Raw genomic sequence first — 24,535 nt, 5'->3', positions numbered from 1 at the left:
CAGGAGCAGCTCGAGGTTCACCTTGGAGTCCGTATCCATCGGATCCAGCGCGAGGGCGGCGCCGTAGTGGCGGACGGCCTCCTCCGCATGACCCATCGCCTCGTTCGCGAGGGCGAGATGGTAGGCGGCCTTCGGCTTGAGGTCCGCATCTCCGCGCTGGAGGGCCTGCGTCGCCTCGCTGGCCGCTTCCGCTGCCTTCGATGGATCGAGCTTGAGGAGCACGGCCGCGCGGTCGAAGGCGAGGCGGGCATCTTCCGGCAACCGCGCGCGGGCGCGGTCGTATTCGCGCAGCGCGCCTTCGGGATCGTCCTGCGCGGCCAAGGCGTTTCCCTCGGCGACGTCGTCGTCCTCCCGCTCGTACAGGCGACGCGCGGAACGCGCGAGCGACTGCCGCAGCCGCGTGACGACGCCGGGGGGCTCGCTCTTCTTCGCCACGATCACCACGCGTTCCGGCGCGGCGAGCAGGACGGCGAGGAGGAGCGCGCTCATGCCGGCCTCCGCCGCAGCGGGCCCTCGCCGAGCGCAGCGGCGGCGCAGAGCAGCGCGAACGCCGGCCAGGCGAACCAGGCGTACTTGTCGTCGTACTGGACGGAGAGGCGCGACTCGATTTCGCCCTTCTGGATCTTCTCCAGCTCCGGCAGGAACTTCAGCACTCCGAGATCGGCGCCCGAAGCGGTGAGCAAGAGGCCGTTGCCGCGCGCGGTCAGATCGCGCAGGCCCGCCGCGTCGGTGCGGGTGAGGACGGTGCGGCCCTCCTTGTCCTTCTTGTAGCCGGTCAGATTGCCCTCGCGGTCGAGCACCGGGATGGGTTCGCCCTCCGCCCCCCCGACCGCCACCGCGAAGATGCGGATCCCGGCGTCGGCCAAGGCCGAAGCGGCGGCGATCGCATCGCCGCGGTGATCTTCGCCGTCGGTGATGAGCAGCACCGCCTTGCCCGCCTCGCCGCGCCCGCCGCCCTCGAGGACTTCCCGGGCTTCATAGAGAGCGTCCGCGATGGCGGTCCCCTGCGTGGCCATGCTGACGGGTGCCACGGCGCGCAGGAACAACCGGGCGGCGGAGTAATCGGTGGTCAGCGGGCATTGGATGAACGCGTCGCCCGCGAACACCACCAGGCCGACCCGATCTCCCTTCAGCCGATCGAGCAGCGCCGTCACTTCCAGCTTCGCGCGCTCGATCCGCGAGGGCTTCACATCGCGCGCCAGCATGCTGTTCGACGCGTCCAGCGCCACGACCAGATCGATCCCGGTGCGCTTCACCAGCTCCGTCCGCTCGCCACACTGCAGGCCGGCGGCGGCGACGAAGAGGAAGAAGAGTCCAAGCCCGAGCAGCGAACCCTTCGCGATGCCCTGGCTGGAACCGCCGCCCTGGATCACGTGCCCGAGTCGCGGACCCGGGACGAGCGCCGCGACGCGCTGCTGGCGCTGCCAGGATCGGACGGCCGCCAGCACACCGGCGATCAGCCCCAGGGGCGCAATCCAGAGCAAGAGCGGCGTGAGCACGCGGATGTGCTGGCCCAACAGGGTGGTCTGGATCCCCGTCATGGCGCCCCCTGCATGCGCGTGCCGCGCAGGGCGACGCCGAGAAGCCCGAAGAGCGCCGCCGGCACGAAGAAGCGCGCGTACCACTCGTCGTAGCGGGTGCTTCCTCCCACGTCGTAGATCTTGCTCTTCTCCAGGCTGTCGAGCACGTCGCTGAGGCCTCTCTCCAGCGATTCCTTGTCGGTCGCCGCGTAATAGGAGCCACCGGTGAGGTTGGCGATCTGCTGGAGCAGCTCGGGATTGACGTCGATCTCCACCGGCTCGTACGTGGTGCGGCCGAACAGATCGGTCCCGGTGGGATAAGGGACGCGGCCACCCTTGCCGATCAGGATGGTGAAGACCTTGATCCCGAGATCCTTGGCGATCCCCGCCGCCTGCAGCGGCGAGAGGTTGCCGGCGTTGTTGTCGCCGTCCGTGATGAGGATGATCACGCGGCTCTTCGCCTCGGATTCGCGCAGCCGGTTCACCGCCGTTCCCAGCGCGTTGCCGATGGCGGTGCCGTCGACGATTACGCCGGTGCGCACCTGATCGAGCAGCGACTCGAGCACCTTGTAGTCGAGCGTCAGCGGGCATTGGGTGTATGCCTCGCCCGCGAACACCACGAGCCCTATCCGGTCGTTCTGCCGCGAGGCGATGAAGCTCTTCAGCACCTCCTTCGCGACGGTGATCCGGTCCTTGGGGCGGAAGTCGGCGGCGAGCATGGAAGTGGAGAGGTCGAACGCGACGACGATGTCGATGCCTTCGACCGAGAGATCCTGCCGGCGGGAGGCCCGCAGCCGCGGTCCGGAGACGCCGATGCTGGTCAGCGCCACCGCAGCGAGGAGCAGCGCGCCCGGCAGCCACCAGAGCCGCGCCCAGGTGGACGGCGCGACGCTTCGGGCGCCTTCGCCGTCCGGCACCCGCAGCCGCGGCAGCGTGGTTCGCCTCCGCCGGAGCAGCCAGGCCGCCGGAGCGAGCGCGAGAAGACCGAGAAGCGCCCAGGGGTGCGCGAAGCTGAGCGCGCCCGAGGTCATGCGGCCTTCACCGGCAGCGATCGCAGCGGACGGGTGTGACGAATCACCGACTCGGCGAGGTCGATTCCGCGCAGGCACTCTTCCGGCGTCGGTTCCAGCTTCGCGAACTTGACCAGGTCTTCCCAGCGCAGCTGCTCGATGAGGCCGGCCAGATCGAGCCCGATCAGCCTGCGCCGCCGCAGCTCGGCGACGAACTCCTCGCTGGTGAGATCCAGGGCGTTGAACTGCAGCCGGGAGCCGAGGTAGGCGCGGACGATCTCCGAGAGAGCGAAGATCGCCGAGCGGCCCTGGCTCCGCGCCCAGGGGGCGTCGGCGCGGAGGGCCGCGAGTCGCTGCAAGGCGGCGTCGTCGAAAAGGATCTCGGGCAGCGCCTCCGGCTTTCGCTTCCGCCAACGCTCGAGCAGCCGCTTGCGCATCGCGATCAGGGCGCCAGCAACGGCGAGCGCGGCGAGCAGCCAGGCCCAGAGAAAGCTGCGGACGATCACCGGAACCGGTGGCTTCGGCCCGTGATGCGCGCGCTCGGGCGAGCCTTGGGCCTCCTCCGCCACCACGCTGCGAAACTTCAGGGGTCGTCCTCGCACGGACAGCTGCCGCGGCCCATCCGGACCGCTGACCGCCAGCTTGAGATCCGGGACCCGCTTGCCACTGCCCAGCTCCTCCCGGCGGGATTGTGGCGGGGGGGTCCCCGGAGGGACTGCGAGCGGCGCCGGGTCGACGGCCTCGAGCGAGTAGACGTCGCGCGCGTCGTGCTCCACGGCGATCCGGACCGAGACGTGCTCGCCGAGCGTGACTTCTTCGGGCTCCACGCGCAGCTCGAGCGCGAGGGGGGTGGCCTCGCCGACCGGCGCCGCCAGCGCGAGGAGCAGCGCCGCGATCATGCCGTGCGCCTCCGCGTGCGGGCGCGGAACAGCGCAGCGAGGGGAGCGACGTAGTCGTCGCCCGGGCGGACGCGCACGGCATCGAGCGAGAGGCGCCGGAACATCCGGTCGCGCGTCTCCACCCGCTCGCGCGCCCGCGCCTCGTAGGCGCGGCGCGTGCGGACATCGGAGAGATCCAGGAGCACCATCTCGCCGGTCTCGGCGTCCGCCACCGGCCAGAGCCCGCCGATCTGCGGCAGCTTCTCCTCCACCGGATCGCTCACCACCACCGGAACCACGTCGTGCCGGCGCGCCAGCACGGCCAGCGCGGCCTCGTATCCCCCGGCGAGGAAGTCGCTGACGACGAACACCACCGCGCGCCGTCGCTGCGCGGTGGTCAGATGGCCGAGCGCCGCGGCCAGATCGGTGCCCCGACCGCGCGGCCGGAACGCCAGCGTCTCGGTGATCAGGCGCAGGCCGTGCTTGATTCCGCGGCGCGGCGGGACGTAGCGCTCGATCCGGTCGGTGAACAGCAGCAGCCCCGCCCGGTCACCATTCTCCAGGGCGGAGAAGACCAGCAGCGCGGCGATTTCCGCGGCGACTTCCGCCTTGGCCTGCGGCGCGACGCCGGCGTCCTGCGAAGCGCTGCGGTCCACGGCGATCAGCGCCGTCAGCTCGCGCTCCTCCACGAAGACCTTGACGAAGGGCTCGCCCATCCGCGCCGTCACGTTCCAGTCGATGGAGCGGATCTCGTCGCCAGGCTGGTAGGGGCGGACTTCGGAAAACGCCATTCCGCGCCCCTTGAAGACGGAATGGTAGCCGCCGGCGAGCGTGTCCTGCACCGCGCGCCGGGTGGTGATCTCGATGCGCCGGATCCTGCGGATGAGCTCTGCGGGCGCCGCCATTCGAACTCACGGGACCTCGATCTTCTCGAGGATCTTCTGGATCACCTTCTCCGGCGTCAGGTTCTCCGCCTCCGCTTCGTAGGTGAGCGAGATCCGGTGGCGGAGCACGTCGTAGGCGACGGCCTTGACGTCTTCGGGCGTGACGAAGCCGCGGTGACGGAGGAAGGCGTGCGCGCGCGCCGCCAGGTTCAGGTAGATGGTCGCGCGCGGCGAGGCGCCGTACTCGATGGTTCCGGCCATGTCGTTGAGGCCGGCCGCCGGGGCGTCCCGCGTCGCCAGCACCAGGTTGACGATGTACTCCTTCACCTTGGGATCGATGTAGATGTCGCTGACGACCTTCTGCGCGCGCAGGAGCTGCTCGGGAGTCACGACCGCCGCGGGGCGGGGCAGCTCCCGGCCTGCGACCCGATCCATGATCAGCAGCTCCTCCTGCCGCGTGGGGTAGCCGACCTTCACCTTCAGCATGAACCGGTCGACCTGCGCCTCCGGCAGCGGATACGTCCCTTCCTGCTCGATGGGGTTCTCGGTCGCCAGCACGAGAAACGGGGCAGGGAGCGGGAACGTCTGGTCTCCGATGGTGACCTGCCTCTCCTGCATCGACTCGAGGAGCGCGGACTGGACCTTCGCCGGCGCGCGGTTGATCTCGTCGGCGAGGATCAGGTTCGCGAACAGCGGCCCCTTCTTCACCGTGAAGCTCTGCGTCTGCGGCTGATAGATCTGCGTGCCCACCAGGTCGGCCGGAAGGAGATCCGGCGTGAACTGGATGCGCTTGAAGGAGAGTTGGAGGCAGTCGCCGAGCGTCTTCACCGTCAGCGTCTTGGCCAGCCCGGGAACGCCTTCCAGCAGCACGTGCCCGCCGGTGATCAACCCGATCAGGAGCCGCTCGATCATCTGCCGCTGCCCGACGATGACCTGCGCGGCCTGCTGGATCAGCGCGTCCACGAACGCCGATTCCTGCTGGATGCGATCGTTGAGGAGGCGGATGTCGGTCGCAGGCTGGGCGCTCAAGGTGCCTTTCCTTTGCGGCTGCCGCAGGCTACCAGAACCCCCGGAGCCGACTAAACTTCCCGCTCACTTCGGGTCCCGCTCATTTCGGGTTCCGGAGCGCGTCGCAGGCCTGCGTTTCCCCGCCGTCGCACCCGCGCTGCAACAGCTCGCGTCCCTTCTTCTCGTCGATCCCGCTCTCCAGGAGGAGAAAGCCGTGGCCGGCACACCCGTGCGCCATGCCCGCATCGCACGCGTGCTTGAAGTAGACGATGGCGCGCACGGTGTCGTTCGTCCGCGCATAGAGGTCGCCGAGGTGCGCGTAGCCGACCGGATCCCCGAGATCGTCCGCCGCCTCCGCTAGCTGCTCCGCCCGTTCCGCATCGCCGGCGCGGTACGCGAGGGTGGCGAGATTCGAGCATGCGCGCGCGTCCCGCTTGTTGCAGGCATCTTCGAGCAGCTTCTCCCCGCGCAACGCATCCTGCGGCCCGCCGAGGCCGCGCATGAACAGCGCGCCGAGATTGCCGCAGGCCCGGGCCTGTCCCTGCTTGCACATCTTTTCCAGCTTGGGAATCGCGGTCCGCGGATTCGGCGCTTGCCCTTCGCCCACCGCGAGCGCGAAGGCGTCGTCCGCGCAACCGTCCTGGTTGTTGCCCTTGCACGCCTTGCGGAAGAGGTCGGCGGCGCGCGCAGGATCGCGCCGTACGCCAATGCCGTCGTGGATCCGTATGCCGAACTGGAGACAGTCGCCCGCGTTGCCGGCGTTGCACGACTTCTCCAGGTTCAAGGGGCTGACGACGGCGAGCAACAGCAGGGCGAGGACGGTCGGCGGCATGTTCTGGATCAATCCTCTGCGCTCATCTCGCGCGACCCCACCGATTCGTCGCTCACTTCCGCAGGCACGGAACCGTCCTCGGGAAAGAAGCGGTCCAGCGCTCGCCGCACGTCCTCTTCGGTGTGCAGATCGGGAGCGATCCGGCGGAACGCGAGCCCGCCGCGCCGGCCGCGCGTGTACCACAGCAGGTGCTTGCGCAGCTCGCGGATCGCCGCCAGCTCGGCCTCGCGCGTGTCGAGCGCATGGTGCTCGTGTCCTCCGTTGGGCCGGTACGGGCGCGCCCGCGGGGACCCGGCGGCGGGCACGATGCGGTGCTTGCCCTGCTTGTCCTCGATCGCCATGCGCACGTGGCGGAGGATGGTGGCGCGCCATTCCTGCACCGTCACCGGCGCCGGCGTCTCCCCGCGCTCGAGCGCGAGCAGCTCGCGGAAGATCCAGGGATAGCCGCATGCTCCGCGGGCGATACGCGCGGCGTCGGCGCCGGTCTCTGCGAGCATCCGCAGCGCCGCCTCGGCGGTGAACAGATCGCCGGAGCCCCAGACGGAGATCCCCACCGCTTCCTTGGTGCGCCGGATCAGGTCCCAGTCGGCGCGTCCGCGGTACATCTGCGCGCGCGTCCGCGGATGGAGGCCTACGGCCACGGCGCCGCCCTGCTCGCAGGCCCGGGCGATGTCGGGAGCGTTTCGCGCTTGATCGTCCCAACCGGCGCGGAGCTTGACCGTGACCGGCAGAGGAGCGACAGCAGCCGCGACGTTGCGGACCGTCCGCTCGACGAGATGCGGATCCTTCAGCATGGCGGCGCCGGCGCCGTGGCAGCAGACCTTCTTCACCGGGCAGCCCATGTTGATATCGACGGCGTCGATGGGGCCGTAATTCTCGACGGCGATGCGGGCGCCCGCGGCGAGCACCTCGGGATCGTGTCCGAAGACCTGGATGGCGAACGGCCGCTCCGACGCGGGCCGCTCGAGATAGCTGAGCGTCTGATCGCCGCCGTGCACGAGGCCGTGGCTGCTGATCATCTCCGTGTGCGCGATGGCGGCGCCCATCTCCCGGCAGAGTAGCCGGAACGGCCAGTCCGACACGCCCGCGAGCGGCGCGAGGAAATACCGATTCGGTAGCACCAGCGGTCCCAGCCGGACCGGCTGAATCGGACGGCAAGGGCCGGTCGCCGGCGCGCGCGGCTGTGCGCGGGCGGCAAACGGCGCGGCGTGGCTGAGCGCTTCCACTGACATCGCGCACGCTTGTATCGGCGGCCAGCCCGCAGAGCAAGGTTGTCCTTCGCGCCCGCCCTCTGGTAGCAGATCCGCCCCGTGCGCTCGTTGCTCCTCGTCTCGCTCGCGGTGGCCTGCGCCGCGCCGAAAGCGCCGGCCCCCGCGCGGGCCGCCGAAACGCAGCAGGCAGGGCCCGGGCCGGTCGATCGGGTGACCCTCGTCTTCTCGGCCTCGGTCGCCGGCCAGATCGTTCCCTGCGGTTGCGCGCCCGATCAGCGCGGCGGCCTTCCCCGCGCCGTGGCGCTGATGCAGAGCCTGCGAAGGTCCGATCCGAACCTGCTCTTCGTCGATGCGGGCGACCTCCTCTTCGAGAGCCCGGCGCGCCCGCCGGCGCAGATGCTGACGCAGCGGCAGCTCAAAGCGCGCACGTTGGCCAGGGGCGACCAGATGCTCGGAGCCGCGGCTCGCGCCGTCGGCGCACGGGACCTCGCGCTGGGCGCGCCGTTCGTCTCGGAGACGGCTCTGGGGGTTCCGCTGCTCGATGCAGGTGTCGCGCCGCTTCCCGGCGCCCGCGCGACGCTGATCGCCGATGCCGGACCGGTGAAGGTGGGCCTGTTCGCCGCCGGATTCGAGACGGATCCCGGGGCGACGATCGCAGCGCGCAGCCGCGGCTTGCGCGAGCAGGGCGCGCGAATCGTGGTCCTTCTCCTTCACCCGCGCGGAGCGAGCGCGTTCACCGCTGCGCAAGCGCTCCTTCCCGCGGCGCGGGCGGCCGGCGTCGATCTGGTCATCCTCGGCCGCCGCGACGATCCCGCCGCCGACCCGAACGCCAAGGATCCGGGTCTCCCGCCGCTGCTCGCGGTCGAAGGGCACGGACAGAGCCTCCTGCGCGTCGACGTCCATCTCGGCGATGGCCCGCCGGCACTTCTGCCTTCGCCGGAGGACCGCGAAGAGGAGATCAGGGGTCTCGATGCGCGCATCGAACGCTTTCGCGCGCAGATCCGGTCGGCGCCGCAGCGCCGCGATCAGCTGGAGGCGAAGATCCGCGAGCTGGAGGAGCGCAAGCGCGCGCTCACGGCGGCGCCCGCGCCGCAGCCGGCCGCGGGAACGTCGTGGGTGCGCGCCTCGTTCCTGCCTCTCACCGGACAGGTCGGGTCGGACAAGGATGCGCAGAAGCTCGTCGATGCCTACGACCACCAGGTGACGGAGCTCAATCTTGCGGAAGCGCAACGGCAGCCGGAGACCTGCCCGCCGCCGGCGAAGGGCGAGCGCGCTTTCCTCGGGGTCACCGGATGCGTCCAATGCCACGAGGACGCGGTCGCCTTCTGGACGCAGACCAAGCACGCCCGCGCATACGCCACGCTGGTCGCGGTCGAGAAGCAATACAGCCTCGATTGCATCCGCTGCCACGTCACCGGGTGGCAACAGCCGGGAGGCGTCTGCCGGATCGATCGCACCCAGCTCGGCGGGCCCGGCATCGAAGGAAAGGGAGTCGGGAGACGCGACGTGCAGTGCGAGGACTGTCATGGGCCGGGGAGCCATCACGTGAAGGACGCCGCGGGTGCGTTCATCCAGCGCGAGGTTCCCGACACTGCCTGCATGCGCTGCCACGAGGCCGCCAACTCGCCTCACTTCGACGACGCGAAATACCGCCCGTACATCGTCGGACCCGGACACGGCCACCCCCTGGCGAAGGGGGAGAAGGCGCATCCCAGGCCCGGCGGCCCAGCGCATGAGTGAGGAGACGTTGGCCGAGGCCCTCGAACGACATCCGGAGCCGCGCCGCCTCTGGCTCGCCCTCGCCTCGCAGCGCAAGCGTCTGGGGCTGGCGGCGCGCCGCGTGCTCGCGCAGGGAGGTCAGCTCGCGTTGCGCGGCGTCCCCGATCTCTCGCTCGATCTGCTGATGCGTCTCGCGCACGGAGCGATGCTAGCGCAGGGCGCCGAGAGCTGGACGGCGTCGCTCCACGGCTACCGCGTGCATCGCTACGCGTTCGCAGGACATGGGGTCGGACCAGCCGCCCTGCTCCTGCACGGACTGGGAGGGTCCGCCAGCTCCATCGCGCCGCTGGTACCCGCCCTCGTCCCGCGGTCGCCCCGCGTCGTCCTCCTCGAGCTGCCAGGCCACGGCCGCTCGCCGCAGCCCGCCAGCGGCCCGTTGAGCGCGCGCGAGTACGGGGCGGTGGTGATCGCCTGCGCCGAAGAGATGGCTCGCGAACACCGCGGCAAGGTCGTTTTGATCGGCAATTCGCTGGGAGGAGCGCTGGCGCTCTATGCCGCGCACGAGCGCCCCGATCTCTGCGCGGGCGTGGTGGGAATGAACCCCGCCGGCGCGGAGCTGTCCGACGAGGCGATGACGGCGCTGCCGCGCGCGTTCGACGACCCGAACCTGGGCGCGGCCCACATGGCGCGGCTGCTCTTTCACCGGACGCCGTGGCCCTTCTGGCTGGTGGCGCGCGATTTCGCGCGGCATTGGGGCACTCCGACCGTGCAGCGCATCCTCGACGATGCCCGCGCCGGCAACGATCGCTCGCTCGGTCTCGACGTGCTCACCGACATCCACGTGCCGGTGCTGATCCTCTGGGGAGCGCAGGATCGGCTGCTGCCGCTGCGCAGCGTGGAGGACTTCGCGCGGATCGCGGGCGCGCGGGTCGAGATGCTGCAGGGCTGCGGCCACATTCCCCAGCTGGAGAGACCTGCGCAGACGCGACGGGCCGTGGCCGCGTTCATCGACACGCTGAAATAAGCGCGCCGCGCCGGTGATTCTTGCTCCGGGCGCTGCCTCCGATGTGCGTCGGTGTGTACTTTGACAGAGCGCTCAGCGGCCAGTAGGAGGGAAAGGTTGCGCTCCGCGATCGCCACCGTGCTCGCAGCCGTCTTCGTGGCGTCCGCAGTGCGGGCGCAGGAAGACCCTTGGGGCGACAACGCGCGCGAGCCCGAGGCCGCGCGCGAAACCGAACAGAAGCCCGAGGACCAGAAGCCCGAGGATCTGTCCGACGACGACGCCGACGCGCAGGCGGAAGTGGAGAAGAGCGCGGCCGAGCTCGAGGCCGTGCGCAAGGCGGAGGAAAAGGCGGGGCTCGTCCCACAGGCTCCCGGCGCCGGACCCAGGGACGGCATCTCCGTCGGCCTCGACCCGACCGATCCGATCGCGCGCGATCTCTCCACCGCCCTCGGCACCGGCCTCGACGGCGCTCCTCTCGCCGACCCCGCACCGGCGGGCAGCGTCGCGGCGAAGATCCCCGAGCTGTTGGGAATCTCCGACGAGGAGCTGCGCGCCAAGTACGACATCCCCGTCGAGATGAACGACGCGGTGGTCGCCTATATCCGCTTCTTCCAGACCGACGCCCGCGAGCACTTCAGCAAGTGGCTCACGCGCAGCACCCGCTACATCCCGATGATGCGCAAGGTGCTCGAGCGGGAAGGCTTGCCGCTCGACACCGTGTACCTGGCGATGATCGAGAGCGGGTTCAGCGCCTACGCATACTCGTTCGCCAAGGCCGCCGGCCCCTGGCAGTTCGTGGTCGGCACCTCGCGACGGTACGGGCTGCTCACCGATTTCTGGGTCGACGAGCGGCGCGATCCGTACAAGTCGACCATCGCCGCTTCCAAGTATCTCAAGGAGCTGAAGGCGCGCTTCCACGGCGACTGGTACCTGGCCTGGGCGGGCTACAACGCCGGCGAGGGGAAGATCAGCCGCGCCATTCGCAAGGAGAAGACCACCGACTTCTGGCGCATGATGGGGCGCGGGCGGACGCTGCGAGCGGAGACGAAGCACTACGTCCCCAAGCTGATCGCGGCGGCGCTCATCGCCAAGCACCCCGAGCGATTCGGCTTCCACGTCGATTACGATCAGCCGCGCGACTTCGAGGAAGTGCGGGTGCCGGACGCCACCGACCTGCACGTGGTCGCCAAGGCGGCAGGGATCGCCTTCGAGGAGTTGCGGGACCTGAATCCTGAGCTGCGCCGGTTCTGCACGCCGCCGGGCGGATACACGCTGCGGCTGCCGCAGGCAAAGCGGGAATCGTTCCTCGCCGAGTACGAGAAGCTGGACGCGAAGGATCGGCTCAGCTTCACCGAGCACCGGGTGGAGAAGGGCGAGCCGCTGGGGAAGATCGCCCGCGCGTACGGCGTCACCGAAGCGGCCATCCTCCGCACCAACGGTATCCGCAGCTACAGGCAGATCAAGCCGGGCCGGATGCTGGTGATCCCGATGGCGGGCGCGTCGCGCGGGATGCTCGCCGGTTCGCAGCTCGAGGATCGACGTGCGCGGGGACGCATGCAGCTGCGCGCCGCCCCGCCGGATCCCGCGCCCGCCGCAAAGCGCGTCCCGGGAACCCTCTATACGGTCAAGGCCGGCGACACGCTCTGGACCATCGCCGCCAAGTTCTCCACGACGGTGGACAAGCTTCGCAAGCTGAATGGGCTGAGCGGCCGGCGTGCGCGGGCGCTGCAGGTCGGCCAGACCATCGCCGTCCGCGAGAGCTAGTCCCCAGGCAGCGCGCGGACCCCCGCGGCGCTGCGGGACAGCCGGCGCGACCCCGCGCCGGGGCTAGTCCCCAGGCAGCGCGCGGACCCCCGCGGCGCTGCGAGACAGCCGGCGCGACCCCGCGCCGGGGCTAGTCGCGGTCAGCGCAGCCTGGCGAGCGCATTCCGGGCGTTGCGTGTGAAACCGTCCTCTTCCTTGTAGAGGCGCAGGAACCCAGTGAGGTGCGTGCGCGCGCGCTCCGCATTGCCCAGCGCGTAGTCGCTCATCCCGGCGTGGTACAGCGCCTGGAAATGAGCTGGCCACGACTCGAGGACGAGATTCATGATCGGCGCGGCGGCGATATCGTCGCCTGCGTCGGCTACCGGGTGGCCCAGGTCGAAGACGATTCCCGCGGCGCGCCAGCGTTCCTGCTCGGGAACGAGGGCGAGCGCGGAACGCGCCTCGCCGATCCGGCCCGCCAATGCCCAGCAGCCGGCGACATAACCCGTGCCCTCCCATCCGGACGGGCCCGGCCGCCTCGCCATGAGCTGCGCCACTTCCACGGGATTGCAGAACGGCTTGGCCATCGCGAACCACTGTCGTGGCGAAGACGGAGCGCCAGTCGCGTGGGGCGACGCCGTTCGGACCACGGGCGCAGAGGCTGCGGCGGGTGCGGAACCGCGGACGAAGGACAGCGCCGTCATCGCTACGCCGGCGGCAGCGAGCAGGGCGAATCGCGGCCGGACGGCTCGGGACGGCGCCGGATCCTCCAGGGCGGCGAGCGACGCCGGTGCGCTCTGCATCCGTCTCTCGCGCCGCGGCTGCACGAGGCCCGCGATCCATCCACGCAGGGGCGCGTCGCGAGGCACCCGCAGCGTCATGTCGCTCGAGAGAAGCTCGGAGGGCGGCTTCCCCGTGGCGGCATGGAGCAGCGTCGCTCCCAGCGCGTAAAGGTCGCTGGTCGCGTCCACCGTGCCGCCGAGCTGCTCCGTCGGCATGTAGCCGAATGTGCCGACCAGCGTCGAGCCGTAGGTGTGCGTTCCGGAGAGCTGCCGGGCGCTTCCGAAGTCGACGAGGACGATCTCGCCGCCCGGCCGGACGATGAGGTTGTCCGGCTTGATGTCCCGGTGCAGCACCCCGAGCTTGTGCAGGTACAGGAGCACCCACAGCACCTGTCCGGCGACGTCGCGCAGCTCCGCCTCGGGAAACGGCCCGCGGCGGATCCGCGCCGAAAGCGGCTCGCCTTCGATGAACTCGGCCGCGAGGTACAAGCGCAGATGGACGCCCTCGCCTTCGGAGAAGCTGTCGACGTAACGAGGGATGCGCGGGTGGTGCAGCGTCTTGAGGGTCGCCGCCTCGCGCTCGAACGCGTCGATCTGCTGCGCGCCGGGAACGCTGGCGAACTGCAGCTCCTTGAGCGCGACGATGGCTCCGTCCGGGGATCGCGCGCGGTAGACGCGCCCGTGATCCGTCTGTGCCAGGACCTTCTCGACGGCATAGCCGCGCGGAGCAAGAGCGACGCCGCAGAAAGCGCAGCGAGAATCGGTGCCCGCTCTTCCACAACCGGCGCACGCGCCCATCGTTCCCCGCAGTCGAGCGCCGAGTGTAGCATCGCGATCCGAACCGGCCGTTCACCCCACCACGGGCAATGCTGTAGGCATCGCGTGCCGCGTGTAGGCCGGCTGCGCGCCTCACCGGCGCTTCGCGGCGCCTTCGAGCAGTCGCGCTTCGTCGATCACCCCGCGCTCGTGGCGGCCGCGCATGACTTCGCCGCCCGGATCGCGCGCGACGACCTCGAAAACGTAGAGGCGCCCGTTGCGGCCGGTATAGGTAGCCTGCGCCTCCACCCATGCGCCGACGGGCGTGGCCGCAGTGTGCTTCACGTCGACGACCACGCCCACCGAAAGCTGGCCTCGGCCGCACTCCGCCTTGAGCAGGTGTCCGGCGGCGAGCTCGAGCAGGGCGATGCACTTCGTCGTCGCGAACACTGGCGGAAAATCGTCGCCGGTGATCGGCTTCAGCGCGGCGGCGGTGTCCGCGTCGGTGACCGTGTAGCGGAACTTGAAGGTCGCGCCCGGCTGCATCACTGCTCCGAGAGGAGGAGCTTCAGCTCGCGGATGCGGCGGGTGATCTCGTCGCGCGGCTTCTGCCGGTAGGATTCTGGCAAGAGCTCTCGCGAGGTGCACTCGCTGACCGCGACCAGGGTCTGCAGCTCTACCTCCAGCGGATAGCTCGGCGGGACGAAGTCCGCGAACGTCTCGCGCAGATCGGTCGCCGTGACCTTCTCGCGGCGGTCGGTGACCGCGCGCAGCCTGGCGCGGACCAGAGCGGCCTCGATGTCGGCGCCGGACATCTTCGGCAGGTCTGGCGGCAGGACGGCGGTGATTTCGCCGTCGAAGTTCACCTTCGCCTTGCGAGCCATCGTCTTCACCAGCTCGACGCGCTCGTCGTGCGACTCCGGGTAGAAGAGGGCGAGGTGCTCCTCCGCGCGCCCCTGCCGCTTGAGATCGACGGGGAGCAGGTCGGGCCGGGAAGTGAGCAGGAACCAGACGATCTTCCCGCGGAACTCGGTGTTCCCCATGAAGGTCGCAATCTGGGAGAACACGCGGGCGCTCGTGCCGCTGTCGCCCTGCGCGTTCCGGTTGCCGAGGAAGGCGTCCGCCTCGTCGACGATCACCGCCACCGGCCACATCGCCTTCAGCAGGTTGAAGATCTTCTCCAGGTTCCCTTCGGTGACCCCCTGCCACTGGGAACGGAAGTTGAGGAACTTGACGCAGGGAATGCCGATTTCGCCGGCGAAACAGGTGGCGAGGAACGTCTTGCCGGTTCCGATAGGTCCGGCAATGAGGAACCCCATCGGGACCACGTCGCGCTTGCCCGACTGGATAGCCTTCGCCGCTTGCCGCAACAGCTGCTTCGCCTTGCCATGGCCGGCCACCATGTCGATCGAATGCGCGGGCTCGATGAACTCGAGGAGCCCGTGGCACTCCGCCTGGATGATCTCCTTCTTCTTCTCCTTCAGCCTCGCAACCGTCAGCCGCGGGCCTGCGATGGCCTCGGTGAGCACCCGATCGAGGGCGACGCGCGACATGCCCGCGGTCATCTGGCCGAGGGCTTCCGCGTTGACCTCGGAGATGTCCGCCCGCTTCTTGCCGGACTGGGCGATCTTCCACTCCACGTACTCGAAGCGCTCCTTCTCGTCGGGGAGCGGCAGCTCGATGGACGCGGCGTAGGGATTCCGCCCCAGGCGCGGATTCAGCTCGGCGAGATTCTCGGCGATCAGGCAGACGGAGAAGTCGGCGGTGAGGAACTGCGGATCCTGCGCCCACTTCACCAGCGTCACCAGCGAGTAGCGGTCCTCGCCCGGCATGTACCCGAGATCGCCGGCCGGGGCGACGGTCTCGGCGAAATCGATGATCACCGCGAGGCTCTTCCCGTCGGCGATGCGGACGCGGGCGTACGACTCGAGCAGCGGAAAGGCGCGGGCGGGGTCCTTGGGCACCGCTTTGGCGTAGTCGGTCCCGAACAGGGTGTCGTAGCCGGCCACGGCGCCCATGAAGTCCTTCTGCATCTCCGGCGTCGCGAGCCGGATGCCGCCGGAGCGGTCGTAGAAGACGACGAGATCGCGGGTGCCGAACAGCTCGTCGGCGAGGAAGCTGCGCAGCGAGACGAAGCGGCGGCCGCCTTTGCCGTCATCCGCAGGCTGCAGATCGCGGACGGCGCCGTGCAGGATGAACGTGGAGATGGTCTTCGTGTAGTACCGCTCGGCGAGCATGCGCGCCCAGGCGGGAAACGACGCCAGCGGATCGGACGAGAGCGAACGGGACTTCCTCGGCATGGCGTCCTTTCTTAACCTTTCGCGCCCCGCTGCGCAGCGGACGGTATCACGAGGCAGTTTCGAGCTTCCGCTCCGGCATGAAGTAGAGGGCGGGAATCAAGAGGTAGATGCCGAAGGAGATCCAGATCGAGACGTATGCGAGCGGAACGGCGCTCGCGTAGAGGCCGGCGGTGAGGAGATTCTTGCGCTGCTGCTGCCGGTGCGCTTCCTGGTTCGCGGGATCGGCGCGGCGGGCGACCGCGCCGCGCAAGAGGAAGAACCCGAACCCGGCCAGCGCCAGGTTCGAACCGTAGACGCCGACGGCCAGCGGCGAGCGAGGGTTTTCGCCCAGAAAGGCGGTGGAGAACGGGATCAGCGACATGGCGAAGAGGAGGGCGTTGTTCCACCAGAGCAGCGGCGCGTCCACGGCGCGGATCGCATGCAGCAGATGGTGGTGGTTGACCCACATGATCGCGACGACCAGGAACGACAGCGCATAGCTGAGGAAGACGGGCGCCTGCGCAGCCAGGGCGTGGGCGCTCGCCTCGTGTGGCGCTTTCAGCTCCAGCACCATGATGGTGATGATGATGGCGATGACGCCGTCGCTGAATGCTTCGAGGCGGCCCCGGCCCACCCGTCGCAACTAACACAGAATGGGCGAGCTACTCCTTGCTCCACCCTTCGACGAGGTCATCAGGGGTCTTCTGCAGATCGCCGGGTGTCATTCCGGGGGAAACGCCGGTGCCGCTGCGCTCCCGGTTCTCTTCGAGCCCACCGCTCCGCTGCACGCCTGCCGGACCGCCGCTCTCACCCGGTCCGGCGAGGCCCTCGACGTCGCCGCCTCGCGGCGTGTTCCCGCCTGAATCGCCGACATCCCGGTGTGGCTTCGCCGCCCGCGCCCTGCGCTTGTCGCTGTCGCTCATCCACGGACGCTGCGGACGCGTCAGCTCTCGGTCAAGGCCTTTGCTGGATCGAGGCGCGCCGCGGCGCGGGCGGGAAGGAACGCGCCCAGCAGGGCGGCGAGCAGGGCGACGCCGAGGCCGACGGCGACATGCCCGGGCTGGAAGGAGAAGAACGTCGTCGGCTTGAAGGGGAAGTCCGGCAGCCCGGTGCGCGCCAGCCGATCGAGCAGCGCCGCTGCAATGCGCGCCAGCGCGACTCCCACGGCGCCCCCGGCCAGGCCCGTGGCCGCTGCTTCCACCAGGACGACGGCCGCGACGTCGCCGCGGGTCGCTCCCACGGCGCGGAGCACGCCGATCTCGCGCGTCCTCTCGCGCACGCTGGCATAGAACGCCTGCATGGTGTTCACCGCTGCGAGGCCGGTGATCAGCGCGGCGAGCAGCGACAGCGCAAGGGTCACGAGCTCCACCGCGGCCCCGATCTGCACGGCGTAGCGGCGCTCGGTGTCGTCGATCTCGAGGCCAAGCTTTCGCACCGCGGCGGCGAGGTCGGTGACTTCGTCGGCGTTCTGGGCGCGGACCAGGACGCTCGAATACGTGTCGGCGTCGGCGCCGTACTTGCGGTTGATCCGTTGGATGGCTGCAAGCGGCATCGAGACGCCCGCCAGCGTCGCCCGTTCGGAGAAGCCGACCACCAGCATGGAAGTGTCCTGGGGATTCGGCAGCGTGCGGGAGGTCATGAAGCTGCGGCCCAGCTCGACGGGGAGCTGGAAGCCGATCAACATCGAGTCGGTCAGCCGCGGCAGGTTTCGTTGGGGCGCGAAGACCTTGTTGTAGAGCTCCAGCAGCCGCCGGTTGATGACGACGGGGATGGGTTGCGACTCGCCGCGGTCGTCGAACGGCATGCGCGCATCGGGGCCGACCAGCTCAGGCATCAGCCCGGTCGCGACGACCTCCAGACCCACGCGCATCTCGCGCCCGAAGAACGTGCCGTTGTAGCGGCTCACGGCGGGAATCCGGAGCTGCATCTTCGGATAGACGGCAGCGACCCCACGGACGGCGCGCAGGCGCCGGACGGTCGCCTCGTCGATCTTCTGCTCGCCGAGCAGGCTTCCGATGGCGAGTTGCGGGACGACCACTTCGACCTCCCGCGTGCTCACCGGGAACACGTCGTGGACCACGTCCTGCAGGCCAGTGCCCAAGGCGAGGAAGAAGACCAGGCAGCCCGTCCCCAGAGCGACGCCTCCGGCGCTGACGGCGAGCGCACCCAGCTCACGGACGAGGTTGCCACGGGCCAGCCGGATGAGCTTGCCCACCCTCATTCCGTCTCCATCGACTCGGCGCCCTCGGTCTGGAGAACGCCTTCGCGCAGCACGAGGACGCGGTTCGCGGCGTGCGAGACGCGCGCCTCGTGCGTGACGATCAGGAGCGTCATCCCCTCCCGATGGAGCTGACGGAAGAGATCGATCACGCCCTGTCCGGTCTTCGCGTCGAGGTTTCCGGTGGGCTCGTCCGCGAGCAGCAAGGGCGGCCGCGCGAGCAGCGCGCGGGCGATGGCGACCCGCTGGCGTTCGCCGCCGGAGAGCGCCACCGGGCGGGCGCGTTCCTTGTCCGCGAGGCCGACCCGCTCGAGCGCCTCCCGCGCCCGCCGCTCCGCGTCGGGGACGCCGTCGCCGAAGAAGTCGGGCAGAAGCACGTTCTCCAACGCGCTGAGTGACGGCAACAGGTTGAAGCTCTGGAAGACGAAGCCGATCTGCGTATGGCGGAGCGCCGCCAGCTCGGCGTCGGTCACCGCGCGCAGATCGCAGCCGAGGACGTGCGCCGTGCCGTCGAACTCGCGGTCGAGGCCGCCGAGCAGGTGCAGGAGGGTGCTCTTTCCGCTCCCGCTCTGGCCTTCGACGGCAACGAACTCGCCCCGCTGCACCGTCAGGTCTACGCCGCGCAGCAGCTCCTGCGCGGGAAGTCCCGGTTCCCGCGCAGGGTACCCCTTGGTGACGCCGCGGAGCTCGATCGCGCTCATGGAGCGACCAGCTCGACGTCGAGCGTGCCTCCGAGGCGATCGGCAAACGACTCGGCGGCCATCGACAGGCGGACGGTCCGGAGCGGCTCGATCACCTGTCCGACGATGGAGCGCGCGACGTACGCCTGCGGCCCGCTGCCATATGCGCCGTCGGGCAGCGTGCGCAGCGCGGATGCGAGCTTGCCGAAATCCACGCGCACAGCGGCTCCGCCGCTTTCGTACAGCGCGGCTGCTTCGGGGTTCGCCGAGCGCGGAGTGCGCCGGAGCTCGTCCGGGCGGAGAGGACCGCCGAGCAGATATGCGACCGGCTTGCCGTCGATCTCGCGGACGCCGAAGCGTGCTCCCCTGCCAGCCGCGTAGGTCGCCTGGAAGTCGTCGCCGGTTCGTTCTACGCGGGCTCCAAGATCGGGCAGGGTCCTCGCGATCCGGCCGAACGCCTTGAGCAAGCGCGGGCGGTCGGTCACCTCCGCGAGCGCGACCAGCTGGACGGTGTCGAACGGGCTCTTGCGACGCCAATCGAATCCGTAGTCGATGGCCTCGCCGATGTTCACGCCGCGAGCGACCCCGAGCGACGCCGCCACGCCGGGCGCGAGCGAGGCGAACACTTCCGCATCCGCCCCGTGGAGGCGGTCGAGGACGGCCGCCAGATCCGGATCGCCGCGCAGCGAATCGAGGAGCTTCGCCGGCGCCACGCCCAGGCGCGCCCGCAGCGGGGCATCCGCCGGCAGCAACTCGACCAGCGGCGCGCCGCCCCCGGGGAGCGCCGCCTGCGCCTTGCGCGCATCCGCCTCGGGAAGCTGCGCAAACAGTCGCGAGGCGGCTCCTTGCTGGGAGGCTTGCAGCGACACGGCCACGTCGCCGGGCAGCGTCCTCGCCGTGTACCGCCGCGGCATCCCGCTGCCCGCCGGGGCCCAGCCGACGAAGTCCTGCGCCCCGAGCCGATTGCGCGCGGCCGCCAGACCCGGGTCGCGCGCGAGACTCTGCTCGGGCTGCCGGGCGCCGGCCTCCGCGATGGAGGCCGCCGGATCGCGGGTGCGCGCGAACAGGCCGTATCCGCGCACCACGGAGACGGCGACCCGCGTGCCGCCTCGCTCGAAGAGGGTGGCGGACTGCGACTGTCCTTCGGCGCGCGAAAAGCCACCTCGATCGACGAGAAGCCGCTGCATCGTCTGCAGGAACAGGTCGGGCTTGCTCACCGGGAGGGCAGCAATCAGCTCGGCGCGCGGCTGCGCCTCGAAGAAGGCCACGGCGGCGGCGCGATCCGGATCGAAGCCGGCCGAAATCAGCCCTTCGCGGGCCAGCGGATCGAATCCGAGCTGCGCCGCGGCGACGCGGCGCGCCTCTCCGAGCTGTTCGCCGCCGGGCAGCGACGAGGCGCGGTCGATGAGCGCGGCGAGGTGCCGGGCAACGGCGCCGAGCGGCGCAGTGACGACCGCGGCGGCGGGATGCAAGGGCAAGAGCTCCTCCGCCGCGTTCGCCGTCGTAGTGCCGCCGCAACGCGAGCAGCCCGCCGCGGCGAGGAGGAGCAGCGCGCAGCCGTACGAACATATCGGAAGAGCTCTCATGGCCGGAGCCGGCGAATGTCCGCGCTCAAACATAGCCGCAAAGCCGCACCTTTCGGTGCGACAACGGCTACGGTCCCCGGCGCGAACGCATCATGCGCTGGAACCTCGGATTCCTGCTCATGGACCACAAGTAGACGCCCTCGAGCGCGGCGACCCCGAGAAGCAACGGACCGGTGAAAGGCAGCGCGGCCGCCGCCACCACGCCGACGCCGAGCCCGATCAGGTTCGGCTTCATCAGGAAGGCGTCCTTGACGTAGCTGTCGTCCATCGCCGGTTACGACTTCACGCCCTCGCGGCTGCCCAGCGTCTTCTGCCCTTCCGGCGTGGACGCAGGCGCCTCCATCCCCATCTCCTGCTTGAACTGCTTGAGCAGCTCGTTGGCGCGGATCTTCTCCGCCTCCTCCTCGATCTTCATCCCCTGCGTGTCGACGTTCGACATCGCCATGTCCATGCGCGCTTCGTTGACGGCCGTGCGCTCCTGGATCTTCTGCAGCATCTCGTCGTGCGTGGCATCGATGCCAGCGACCTGGAAGCTCTCCATCGCGTCCGCCACCTTGCTCTGCCACTTGGCCCGGCGGGCGTCGCGGAGCGCCTGCATGGCGTCGTTGGTCTTGCGGTCCTTCTCGCGCATGAAGGCCTGCTTCACCTGCATGGCCTTGTCGAAGGCCTGCCGCGCCGCCATCAGCTGCTGCTCGTTGCGGTTGAGCGCCGACTTCACCGTCTGGAGCTGCGTGGCATACGTGGTGGCGATGTCGTCGCGATTGGCCTGGATGGCGGCCTTCACCTTGGAGGTCAGCTCGGCGACGTCGTTCCTGTACTTCTGGTTCTCCTTGTCGAGCAGCGTGACGTTCGCCTTCACCATGGCGATCGACTCGTTCATCTTCGGGACCTGGTCGTTCAGGTCGCGGATGTTCTGCTCGAGGATCAGCTCGGGATCTTCGGCCGCGGAGATCATCCAGCCGAACATCGAGCGAAACGCGCGCTTCATGCGCTGCCACATAGCGAAGCCTCCAGAGGGTCGGCCCCTCAAAGCATAGCTTGAGATCGGTGGCAAGGAACGGCTATTTCGCGGGCCGGATGTCGATCGGATGCCAGGAACCGGAAGAGGTCTTCCCCGACTGGGCGCGCGACTTCGGCCGCGCGGCGCCCCTGGAGCTGGAGATCGGACCGGGCAGGGGAGCGTTCGCGCTGGACCACGCCGCGCGCCACCCGGACATCGATCTGGTGCTGATCGAAACGCGCCGTTCGGATTGCGAGCTGATCCGCGCGCGGGCGCAGAAGCGCGGGCTGCGGAACGTGATGGTGCTGCAGGGCGATGCCAGGCTGCTTGTGCCGCGCATCTTTCCTCTGCGTTCGCTCGCCGCCTTGCACGTGCAGTTCCCCGACCCTTGGTGGAAGAAACGGCATCGGAAGCGCCGCATGGTCGACGTGGACTTCGCGATCCGGATGCGCGAGCTGCTCGCGCCCGGAGCCATCGTGGACTTCCGCACCGACGTGCCGGCGTACGCGCGGGAAGGCGAGCAGACCTGGCTCGAAGCGGGATTCGAGAAGCTGCCCGACGAGCGTCCCGAAGTACTCTCGACGCGCGAGCGGCGCTATGCCATCGGCGGCCAGCGGGTGTTTCGGGCGCGCTTCCGAAACCCCGAGGGCAATCTCCGCCCGATTCAAACCGGACGGACCGGGCGGGAGTGGCAGGACATCCGGCGCAAGTAGTAAGGAGGGTCATGCTCGCGGTCGCGGAAGGCATTGTTTCGCCCCTGGCGCGCTGGGAAAGCTTCTACGTGATCGTGGGTTCCTCCGGGGCAGCGCTGACGGGTCTGCAGTTCGTGGTGATCACCCTCATGTCGGAGGGGAGCAGACCGACCGGGCCGGCGACGATCCGCGCCTTCGGCACCCCGACCATCGTGCACTTCTGCGCCGTGCTGCTCGTGTCGGCGATCGTGAGCGCGCCGTGGACGGCGGTCTCGAACGCCGGCGCCGCGCTGGCGGCTTGTGGGCTTTTGGGACTCGCGTACGCGCTCCTGGTCGTCCGGACCGCTTCGAGGCAGACCATCTACAAGCCGGTGCTGGAGGACTGGATCTGGCACGGCGTGCTTCCGATCATCGCCTACGCGTCGCTCTTGGTTGCCTCGATGGTGGTCCGCCACCAACCCGCGCCTGCCCTCTTCGCGATCGGCGGGTCGGCGCTCCTCCTGCTCTTCATCGGGATCCACAACGCCTGGGACGCCGTCACGTACGTCGCGATCGATCGCCCTGAGAACGCGAAGGCTTCGAAAGATCAGAGGTAGAGAACCACATGCTGCTCGCCGTATTGCTGGCAGTGGATGCCGCGCTGCAGCCGTTCGTCAAGGTGGAGGCGGCGGCGCTTGCCCTCGAACACGTCCGGATCATCGACGGCACGGGCGCGCCGCCGCGCGAGGATCAGACGCTGTTCATCGCCGGCGGAAAGGTCGTGGCGCAGGCGCCGGGCGGCGCGCAGCGGATCGATCTGACCGGCCGCACGGTCATGCCCGGCCTGGTGGGCATGCACGACCACCTGTTCTATCCGATGGGCGGCGCGATCTTCGGCGAGATGGCGTACAGCTTCCCCCGGCTCTACCTGGCCGCGGGCGTGACCACCATCCGGACCGCGGGGAGCGTCGAGCCGTACACCGATCTCGAGATCAAGAAGGCCATCGACGCCGGCAAGGCGCCGGGACCGTCGATCTGGATCAGCGGTCCCTACCTGGAAGGGCAGGGATCGTTCGCCGTCCAGATGCATGCGCTGCGCGGTCCGGACGACGCGCGAAAGTTCGTGAGCTTCTGGGCGGACCAGGGAGCCACCTCGTTCAAGGCCTACAACACGCTCACCCGCGCAGAGCTGGGCGCCGCCATCGAGGCGGCGCACAAGCGCGGCCTGAAGGTCACCGCGCATCTCTGTTCCATCGGGTTCACGGAAGCGGCCCGCCTCGGAATCGACGACCTGGAGCACGGGCTGCTCGTCGACACCGAGTTCTTTGCGGCCAAGAAGCCGGACCAGTGCCCGAACCCACGCGAGGCGCTGGCGGAGCTGGCGAAGATGGACGCGGGCGATCCGCGTCTCGCGCAGCTCGTCGCGGAGCTGGTGAAGCGGAAGGTCGCCATCACTTCCACACTCGCCGTCTTCGACGCATTCACCGAGGACGGTTTCCGGCGCGCGCTGACGCCGGCGGTACTCGAGGCAGTCTCGGGTGATACCCGCGCGCGCCTGCTGCAAGCGCACATTTCCCGCGATCCGGCGATCTGGCGCTCGGCGATGAAGCTGGAGATGGCGTTCGAGCGAGCGTTCGCCGAGGCCGGCGGCCTCCTGATGGCCGGGTGCGATCCCACCGGAAATGGCGCGGTGCTCGCCGGCTATGGCGACTGGCGGGACGTCGAGTTGCTCGTCGACGCGGGGTTCACGCCGGTCCAGGCGCTGAAGATCCATTCGCTCAACGGGGCGATCTGGCTCGGGCAGCAGGACCGCATCGGATCGATCGCGCCGGGAAAGGACGCCGACCTGGTGGTGGTGCAGGGCGATCCTTCGAAGAACATCGCCGAAATCGAGAAGGTCGAGATCGTCTTCAAGCAAGGCGTCGGATACGATTCGCAGAAGCTGTTCGACTCCGTGCGCGGCGTGGTGGGGATGCGATGAGGGTGCTGCTGCTCGCCGCGCTCTGCGCCTGTACCTCGCCGCAGCCTCCGCCTGGAAGCGCCGGACCCGCGGAAGCCGTCCAGGATCTCGCGGCCGCGCTCCAGAAGGGGGATACCGCCACCGCATGGTCTCTGCTCTCGACGAGGACGCAGAGGGATGCGGACGCGGTGGCTGCGCGCGCCCCCGGCCGGGCAGACGCCGGTGCGGAATCCGGCCGCGCCATGCTCTTCACCAGCGCCCTTCCCGGGCGCGCCGTGGAAGCGCAAGTCGTCAGCCAGACGGGCGACTCGGCCGAGGTGCGAACAGCCGACGACGGCGGCGGCCACATCTATCGCGTGGTGAAGGAAGCGGGGCGCTGGCGCGTCGACCTCGACCTGCCGCGTTGATATCTTTGCCGGCAAGGAGACGGGAATGGCGGACCTCTTGCACCCGACGGAGACGGAATCGGAAGACGCCCCGGAGACGCCGTTCGACCCGGGAGAGTTCGAGGTCGCCATCGCGGCCAACGATCAGATGGAGGCACAGCTGCTCATCTCCGCCTGCGAGCACGCGGGGATCCCGGCGATTTTGCAATCGCCGCGAAGCGGGCCGGTGGGAACCATCGCGTCTCCCGTGGACGGCTTCAACATCCTCGTGCCGCGCCGCGACCTTGCGCGCGCCCGCCAGCTGCTGCAGGAGCGGAAGGAGGCGCTGGAGGAGGATCCCGACGGAGCCGCCAAGGCCGCGGAAGACGAAGAGGCGCAGACCGAACCGCACTGACCGTTTCCGGGACGA

At 69.7% G+C, this 24,535-nt stretch carries 25 protein-coding genes; 8 read left to right on the top strand and 17 right to left on the bottom strand.

From position 1 onward, the window contains the following. Positions 1 to 485: 485 nt before the first annotated feature. The 7 genes from E6J58_12235 to dusB form a co-directional block, all read right to left on the bottom strand. On the bottom strand, positions 486 to 1,541 hold the full coding sequence (locus E6J58_12235) for a VWA domain-containing protein (protein TMB37377.1): 1,056 nt from the start codon (positions 1,539 to 1,541) through the stop codon (positions 486 to 488). After that, positions 1,538 to 2,551, bottom strand: coding sequence for a VWA domain-containing protein (locus E6J58_12230; protein TMB37376.1), 1,014 nt, complete (start codon positions 2,549 to 2,551; stop codon positions 1,538 to 1,540). Before E6J58_12230 ends, E6J58_12235 begins: the two co-directional genes overlap by 4 nt. Beyond that, entirely contained in the window at positions 2,548 to 3,429 is an 882-nt protein-coding gene (locus E6J58_12225; protein ID TMB37375.1) for a hypothetical protein, read from the bottom strand. Before E6J58_12225 ends, E6J58_12230 begins: the two co-directional genes overlap by 4 nt. Then, positions 3,426 to 4,313 (bottom strand): DUF58 domain-containing protein, encoded by an 888-nt coding sequence (locus tag E6J58_12220; GenBank protein TMB37374.1) that lies wholly within the window; start codon positions 4,311 to 4,313, stop codon positions 3,426 to 3,428. The genes E6J58_12225 and E6J58_12220 overlap by 4 nt, the downstream gene beginning before the upstream one ends. Before the next feature lie 6 nt (positions 4,314 to 4,319). Next, complete coding sequence (locus tag E6J58_12215) at positions 4,320 to 5,321, bottom strand: MoxR family ATPase (GenBank protein ID TMB37373.1); 1,002 nt, start codon at positions 5,319 to 5,321, stop codon at positions 4,320 to 4,322. Between the two features lie 79 nt (positions 5,322 to 5,400). Then, positions 5,401 to 6,132 carry a sel1 repeat family protein gene (locus E6J58_12210; GenBank protein ID TMB37372.1) on the bottom strand — a complete coding sequence of 244 codons (732 nt, stop codon included), beginning with the start codon at positions 6,130 to 6,132 and terminating at the stop codon, positions 5,401 to 5,403. Positions 6,133 to 6,140: 8 nt separating this feature from the next. Next, positions 6,141 to 7,364, bottom strand: a complete 1,224-nt coding sequence (dusB, locus tag E6J58_12205) for a tRNA dihydrouridine synthase DusB (GenBank protein TMB37371.1) — start codon at positions 7,362 to 7,364, stop codon at positions 6,141 to 6,143. A 78-nt stretch (positions 7,365 to 7,442) separates the two neighbouring features. Here dusB and E6J58_12200 point away from each other — a divergent pair, with 78 nt between their 5' ends. The 3 genes from E6J58_12200 to E6J58_12190 all read left to right on the top strand — a co-directional run bounded on the left by E6J58_12200 (position 7,443) and on the right by E6J58_12190 (position 11,829). Then, a complete protein-coding gene (locus tag E6J58_12200; protein TMB37370.1) occupies positions 7,443 to 9,083 on the top strand; it encodes a hypothetical protein in 1,641 nt (546 codons plus the stop codon). After that, entirely contained in the window at positions 9,076 to 10,086 is a 1,011-nt protein-coding gene (locus tag E6J58_12195) for an alpha/beta fold hydrolase (GenBank protein TMB37369.1), read from the top strand. Before E6J58_12200 ends, E6J58_12195 begins: the two co-directional genes overlap by 8 nt. A gap of 96 nt (positions 10,087 to 10,182) precedes the next feature. Continuing rightward, on the top strand, positions 10,183 to 11,829 hold the full coding sequence (locus tag E6J58_12190; protein ID TMB37368.1) for a LysM peptidoglycan-binding domain-containing protein: 1,647 nt from the start codon (positions 10,183 to 10,185) through the stop codon (positions 11,827 to 11,829). 140 nt (positions 11,830 to 11,969) lie between these two features. Here E6J58_12190 and E6J58_12185 read toward each other — a convergent pair whose 3' ends face one another. From E6J58_12185 to E6J58_12140, 10 genes are all read right to left on the bottom strand, one after another. After that, complete coding sequence (locus E6J58_12185) at positions 11,970 to 13,388, bottom strand: serine/threonine protein kinase (protein TMB37367.1); 1,419 nt, start codon at positions 13,386 to 13,388, stop codon at positions 11,970 to 11,972. Positions 13,389 to 13,499: 111 nt separating this feature from the next. After that, positions 13,500 to 13,892, bottom strand: a complete 393-nt coding sequence (locus E6J58_12180) for a thioesterase (GenBank protein TMB37366.1) — start codon at positions 13,890 to 13,892, stop codon at positions 13,500 to 13,502. Beyond that, on the bottom strand, positions 13,892 to 15,646 hold the full coding sequence (locus E6J58_12175; GenBank protein ID TMB37365.1) for an ATP-binding protein: 1,755 nt from the start codon (positions 15,644 to 15,646) through the stop codon (positions 13,892 to 13,894). The genes E6J58_12180 and E6J58_12175 overlap by 1 nt, the downstream gene beginning before the upstream one ends. A gap of 46 nt (positions 15,647 to 15,692) precedes the next feature. Beyond that, positions 15,693 to 16,268: a DUF1211 domain-containing protein gene (locus E6J58_12170; GenBank protein TMB37364.1), complete on the bottom strand. Its 576-nt coding sequence runs from the start codon at positions 16,266 to 16,268 to the stop codon at positions 15,693 to 15,695. Positions 16,269 to 16,287: 19 nt separating this feature from the next. Next, the gene (locus tag E6J58_12165; GenBank protein ID TMB37363.1) at positions 16,288 to 16,548 is read right to left on the bottom strand and encodes a hypothetical protein; all 261 of its coding nucleotides are present in this window, start codon (positions 16,546 to 16,548) and stop codon (positions 16,288 to 16,290) included. Positions 16,549 to 16,568: 20 nt separating this feature from the next. Beyond that, the gene (locus tag E6J58_12160; protein TMB37362.1) at positions 16,569 to 17,846 is read right to left on the bottom strand and encodes an ABC transporter permease; all 1,278 of its coding nucleotides are present in this window, start codon (positions 17,844 to 17,846) and stop codon (positions 16,569 to 16,571) included. Then, positions 17,843 to 18,544 carry an ABC transporter ATP-binding protein gene (locus E6J58_12155; GenBank protein ID TMB37361.1) on the bottom strand — a complete coding sequence of 234 codons (702 nt, stop codon included), beginning with the start codon at positions 18,542 to 18,544 and terminating at the stop codon, positions 17,843 to 17,845. Before E6J58_12155 ends, E6J58_12160 begins: the two co-directional genes overlap by 4 nt. Then, a complete protein-coding gene (locus tag E6J58_12150; protein TMB37360.1) occupies positions 18,541 to 20,109 on the bottom strand; it encodes a hypothetical protein in 1,569 nt (522 codons plus the stop codon). Before E6J58_12150 ends, E6J58_12155 begins: the two co-directional genes overlap by 4 nt. A gap of 67 nt (positions 20,110 to 20,176) precedes the next feature. After that, positions 20,177 to 20,377 carry a hypothetical protein gene (locus tag E6J58_12145; protein TMB37359.1) on the bottom strand — a complete coding sequence of 67 codons (201 nt, stop codon included), beginning with the start codon at positions 20,375 to 20,377 and terminating at the stop codon, positions 20,177 to 20,179. Positions 20,378 to 20,383: 6 nt separating this feature from the next. After that, positions 20,384 to 21,109, bottom strand: a complete 726-nt coding sequence (locus E6J58_12140) for a PspA/IM30 family protein (protein ID TMB37358.1) — start codon at positions 21,107 to 21,109, stop codon at positions 20,384 to 20,386. Positions 21,110 to 21,186: 77 nt separating this feature from the next. Here E6J58_12140 and E6J58_12135 point away from each other — a divergent pair, with 77 nt between their 5' ends. The 5 genes from E6J58_12135 to E6J58_12115 are packed head-to-tail and all read left to right on the top strand — an operon-like array spanning position 21,187 to position 24,520. Further along, positions 21,187 to 21,822 (top strand): tRNA (guanine-N7)-methyltransferase, encoded by a 636-nt coding sequence (locus E6J58_12135; protein TMB37415.1) that lies wholly within the window; start codon positions 21,187 to 21,189, stop codon positions 21,820 to 21,822. An 11-nt stretch (positions 21,823 to 21,833) separates the two neighbouring features. After that, positions 21,834 to 22,397, top strand: coding sequence for a hypothetical protein (locus tag E6J58_12130; protein TMB37357.1), 564 nt, complete (start codon positions 21,834 to 21,836; stop codon positions 22,395 to 22,397). Between the two features lie 8 nt (positions 22,398 to 22,405). Then, the gene (locus tag E6J58_12125) at positions 22,406 to 23,761 is read left to right on the top strand and encodes an amidohydrolase (protein ID TMB37356.1); all 1,356 of its coding nucleotides are present in this window, start codon (positions 22,406 to 22,408) and stop codon (positions 23,759 to 23,761) included. Then, positions 23,758 to 24,147 (top strand): hypothetical protein, encoded by a 390-nt coding sequence (locus tag E6J58_12120; protein TMB37355.1) that lies wholly within the window; start codon positions 23,758 to 23,760, stop codon positions 24,145 to 24,147. Before E6J58_12125 ends, E6J58_12120 begins: the two co-directional genes overlap by 4 nt. Before the next feature lie 25 nt (positions 24,148 to 24,172). Continuing rightward, positions 24,173 to 24,520, top strand: a complete 348-nt coding sequence (locus E6J58_12115; GenBank protein ID TMB37354.1) for a DUF2007 domain-containing protein — start codon at positions 24,173 to 24,175, stop codon at positions 24,518 to 24,520. Positions 24,521 to 24,535 lie beyond the last annotated feature (15 nt).

The organism is Deltaproteobacteria bacterium (genome assembly GCA_005879535.1).
Taxonomy (GTDB): domain Bacteria; phylum Myxococcota; class Myxococcia; order Myxococcales; family 40CM-4-68-19; genus 40CM-4-68-19.
The sequence above is the reverse complement of the archived record's forward strand: the minus strand, read 5'-3'. Positions and strand labels throughout refer to the sequence as shown.

Bases quoted from the DNA above. Each gene is read 5' to 3' on its own strand.
- E6J58_12235 (TMB37377.1), bottom strand. From the start codon at position 1,541: ATGACGGGGATCCAGACCACCCTGTTGGGCCAGCACATCCGCGTGCTC.
- E6J58_12230 (TMB37376.1), bottom strand. From the start codon at position 2,551: ATGACCTCGGGCGCGCTCAGCTTCGCGCACCCCTGGGCGCTTCTCGGT.
- E6J58_12225 (TMB37375.1), bottom strand. From the start codon at position 3,429: ATGATCGCGGCGCTGCTCCTCGCGCTGGCGGCGCCGGTCGGCGAGGCC.
- E6J58_12220 (TMB37374.1), bottom strand. From the start codon at position 4,313: ATGGCGGCGCCCGCAGAGCTCATCCGCAGGATCCGGCGCATCGAGATC.
- E6J58_12210 (TMB37372.1), bottom strand. From the start codon at position 6,132: ATGCCGCCGACCGTCCTCGCCCTGCTGTTGCTCGCCGTCGTCAGCCCC.
- dusB (TMB37371.1), bottom strand. From the start codon at position 7,364: ATGTCAGTGGAAGCGCTCAGCCACGCCGCGCCGTTTGCCGCCCGCGCA.
- E6J58_12195 (TMB37369.1), top strand. From the start codon at position 9,076: ATGAGTGAGGAGACGTTGGCCGAGGCCCTCGAACGACATCCGGAGCCG.
- E6J58_12185 (TMB37367.1), bottom strand. From the start codon at position 13,388: ATGGGCGCGTGCGCCGGTTGTGGAAGAGCGGGCACCGATTCTCGCTGC.
- E6J58_12180 (TMB37366.1), bottom strand. From the start codon at position 13,892: ATGCAGCCGGGCGCGACCTTCAAGTTCCGCTACACGGTCACCGACGCG.
- E6J58_12175 (TMB37365.1), bottom strand. From the start codon at position 15,646: ATGCCGAGGAAGTCCCGTTCGCTCTCGTCCGATCCGCTGGCGTCGTTT.
- E6J58_12165 (TMB37363.1), bottom strand. From the start codon at position 16,548: ATGAGCGACAGCGACAAGCGCAGGGCGCGGGCGGCGAAGCCACACCGG.
- E6J58_12160 (TMB37362.1), bottom strand. From the start codon at position 17,846: ATGAGGGTGGGCAAGCTCATCCGGCTGGCCCGTGGCAACCTCGTCCGT.
- E6J58_12155 (TMB37361.1), bottom strand. From the start codon at position 18,544: ATGAGCGCGATCGAGCTCCGCGGCGTCACCAAGGGGTACCCTGCGCGG.
- E6J58_12150 (TMB37360.1), bottom strand. From the start codon at position 20,109: ATGAGAGCTCTTCCGATATGTTCGTACGGCTGCGCGCTGCTCCTCCTC.
- E6J58_12145 (TMB37359.1), bottom strand. From the start codon at position 20,377: ATGGACGACAGCTACGTCAAGGACGCCTTCCTGATGAAGCCGAACCTG.
- E6J58_12140 (TMB37358.1), bottom strand. From the start codon at position 21,109: ATGTGGCAGCGCATGAAGCGCGCGTTTCGCTCGATGTTCGGCTGGATG.
- E6J58_12135 (TMB37415.1), top strand. From the start codon at position 21,187: ATGTCGATCGGATGCCAGGAACCGGAAGAGGTCTTCCCCGACTGGGCG.
- E6J58_12130 (TMB37357.1), top strand. From the start codon at position 21,834: ATGCTCGCGGTCGCGGAAGGCATTGTTTCGCCCCTGGCGCGCTGGGAA.
- E6J58_12125 (TMB37356.1), top strand. From the start codon at position 22,406: ATGCTGCTCGCCGTATTGCTGGCAGTGGATGCCGCGCTGCAGCCGTTC.
- E6J58_12120 (TMB37355.1), top strand. From the start codon at position 23,758: ATGAGGGTGCTGCTGCTCGCCGCGCTCTGCGCCTGTACCTCGCCGCAG.
- E6J58_12115 (TMB37354.1), top strand. From the start codon at position 24,173: ATGGCGGACCTCTTGCACCCGACGGAGACGGAATCGGAAGACGCCCCG.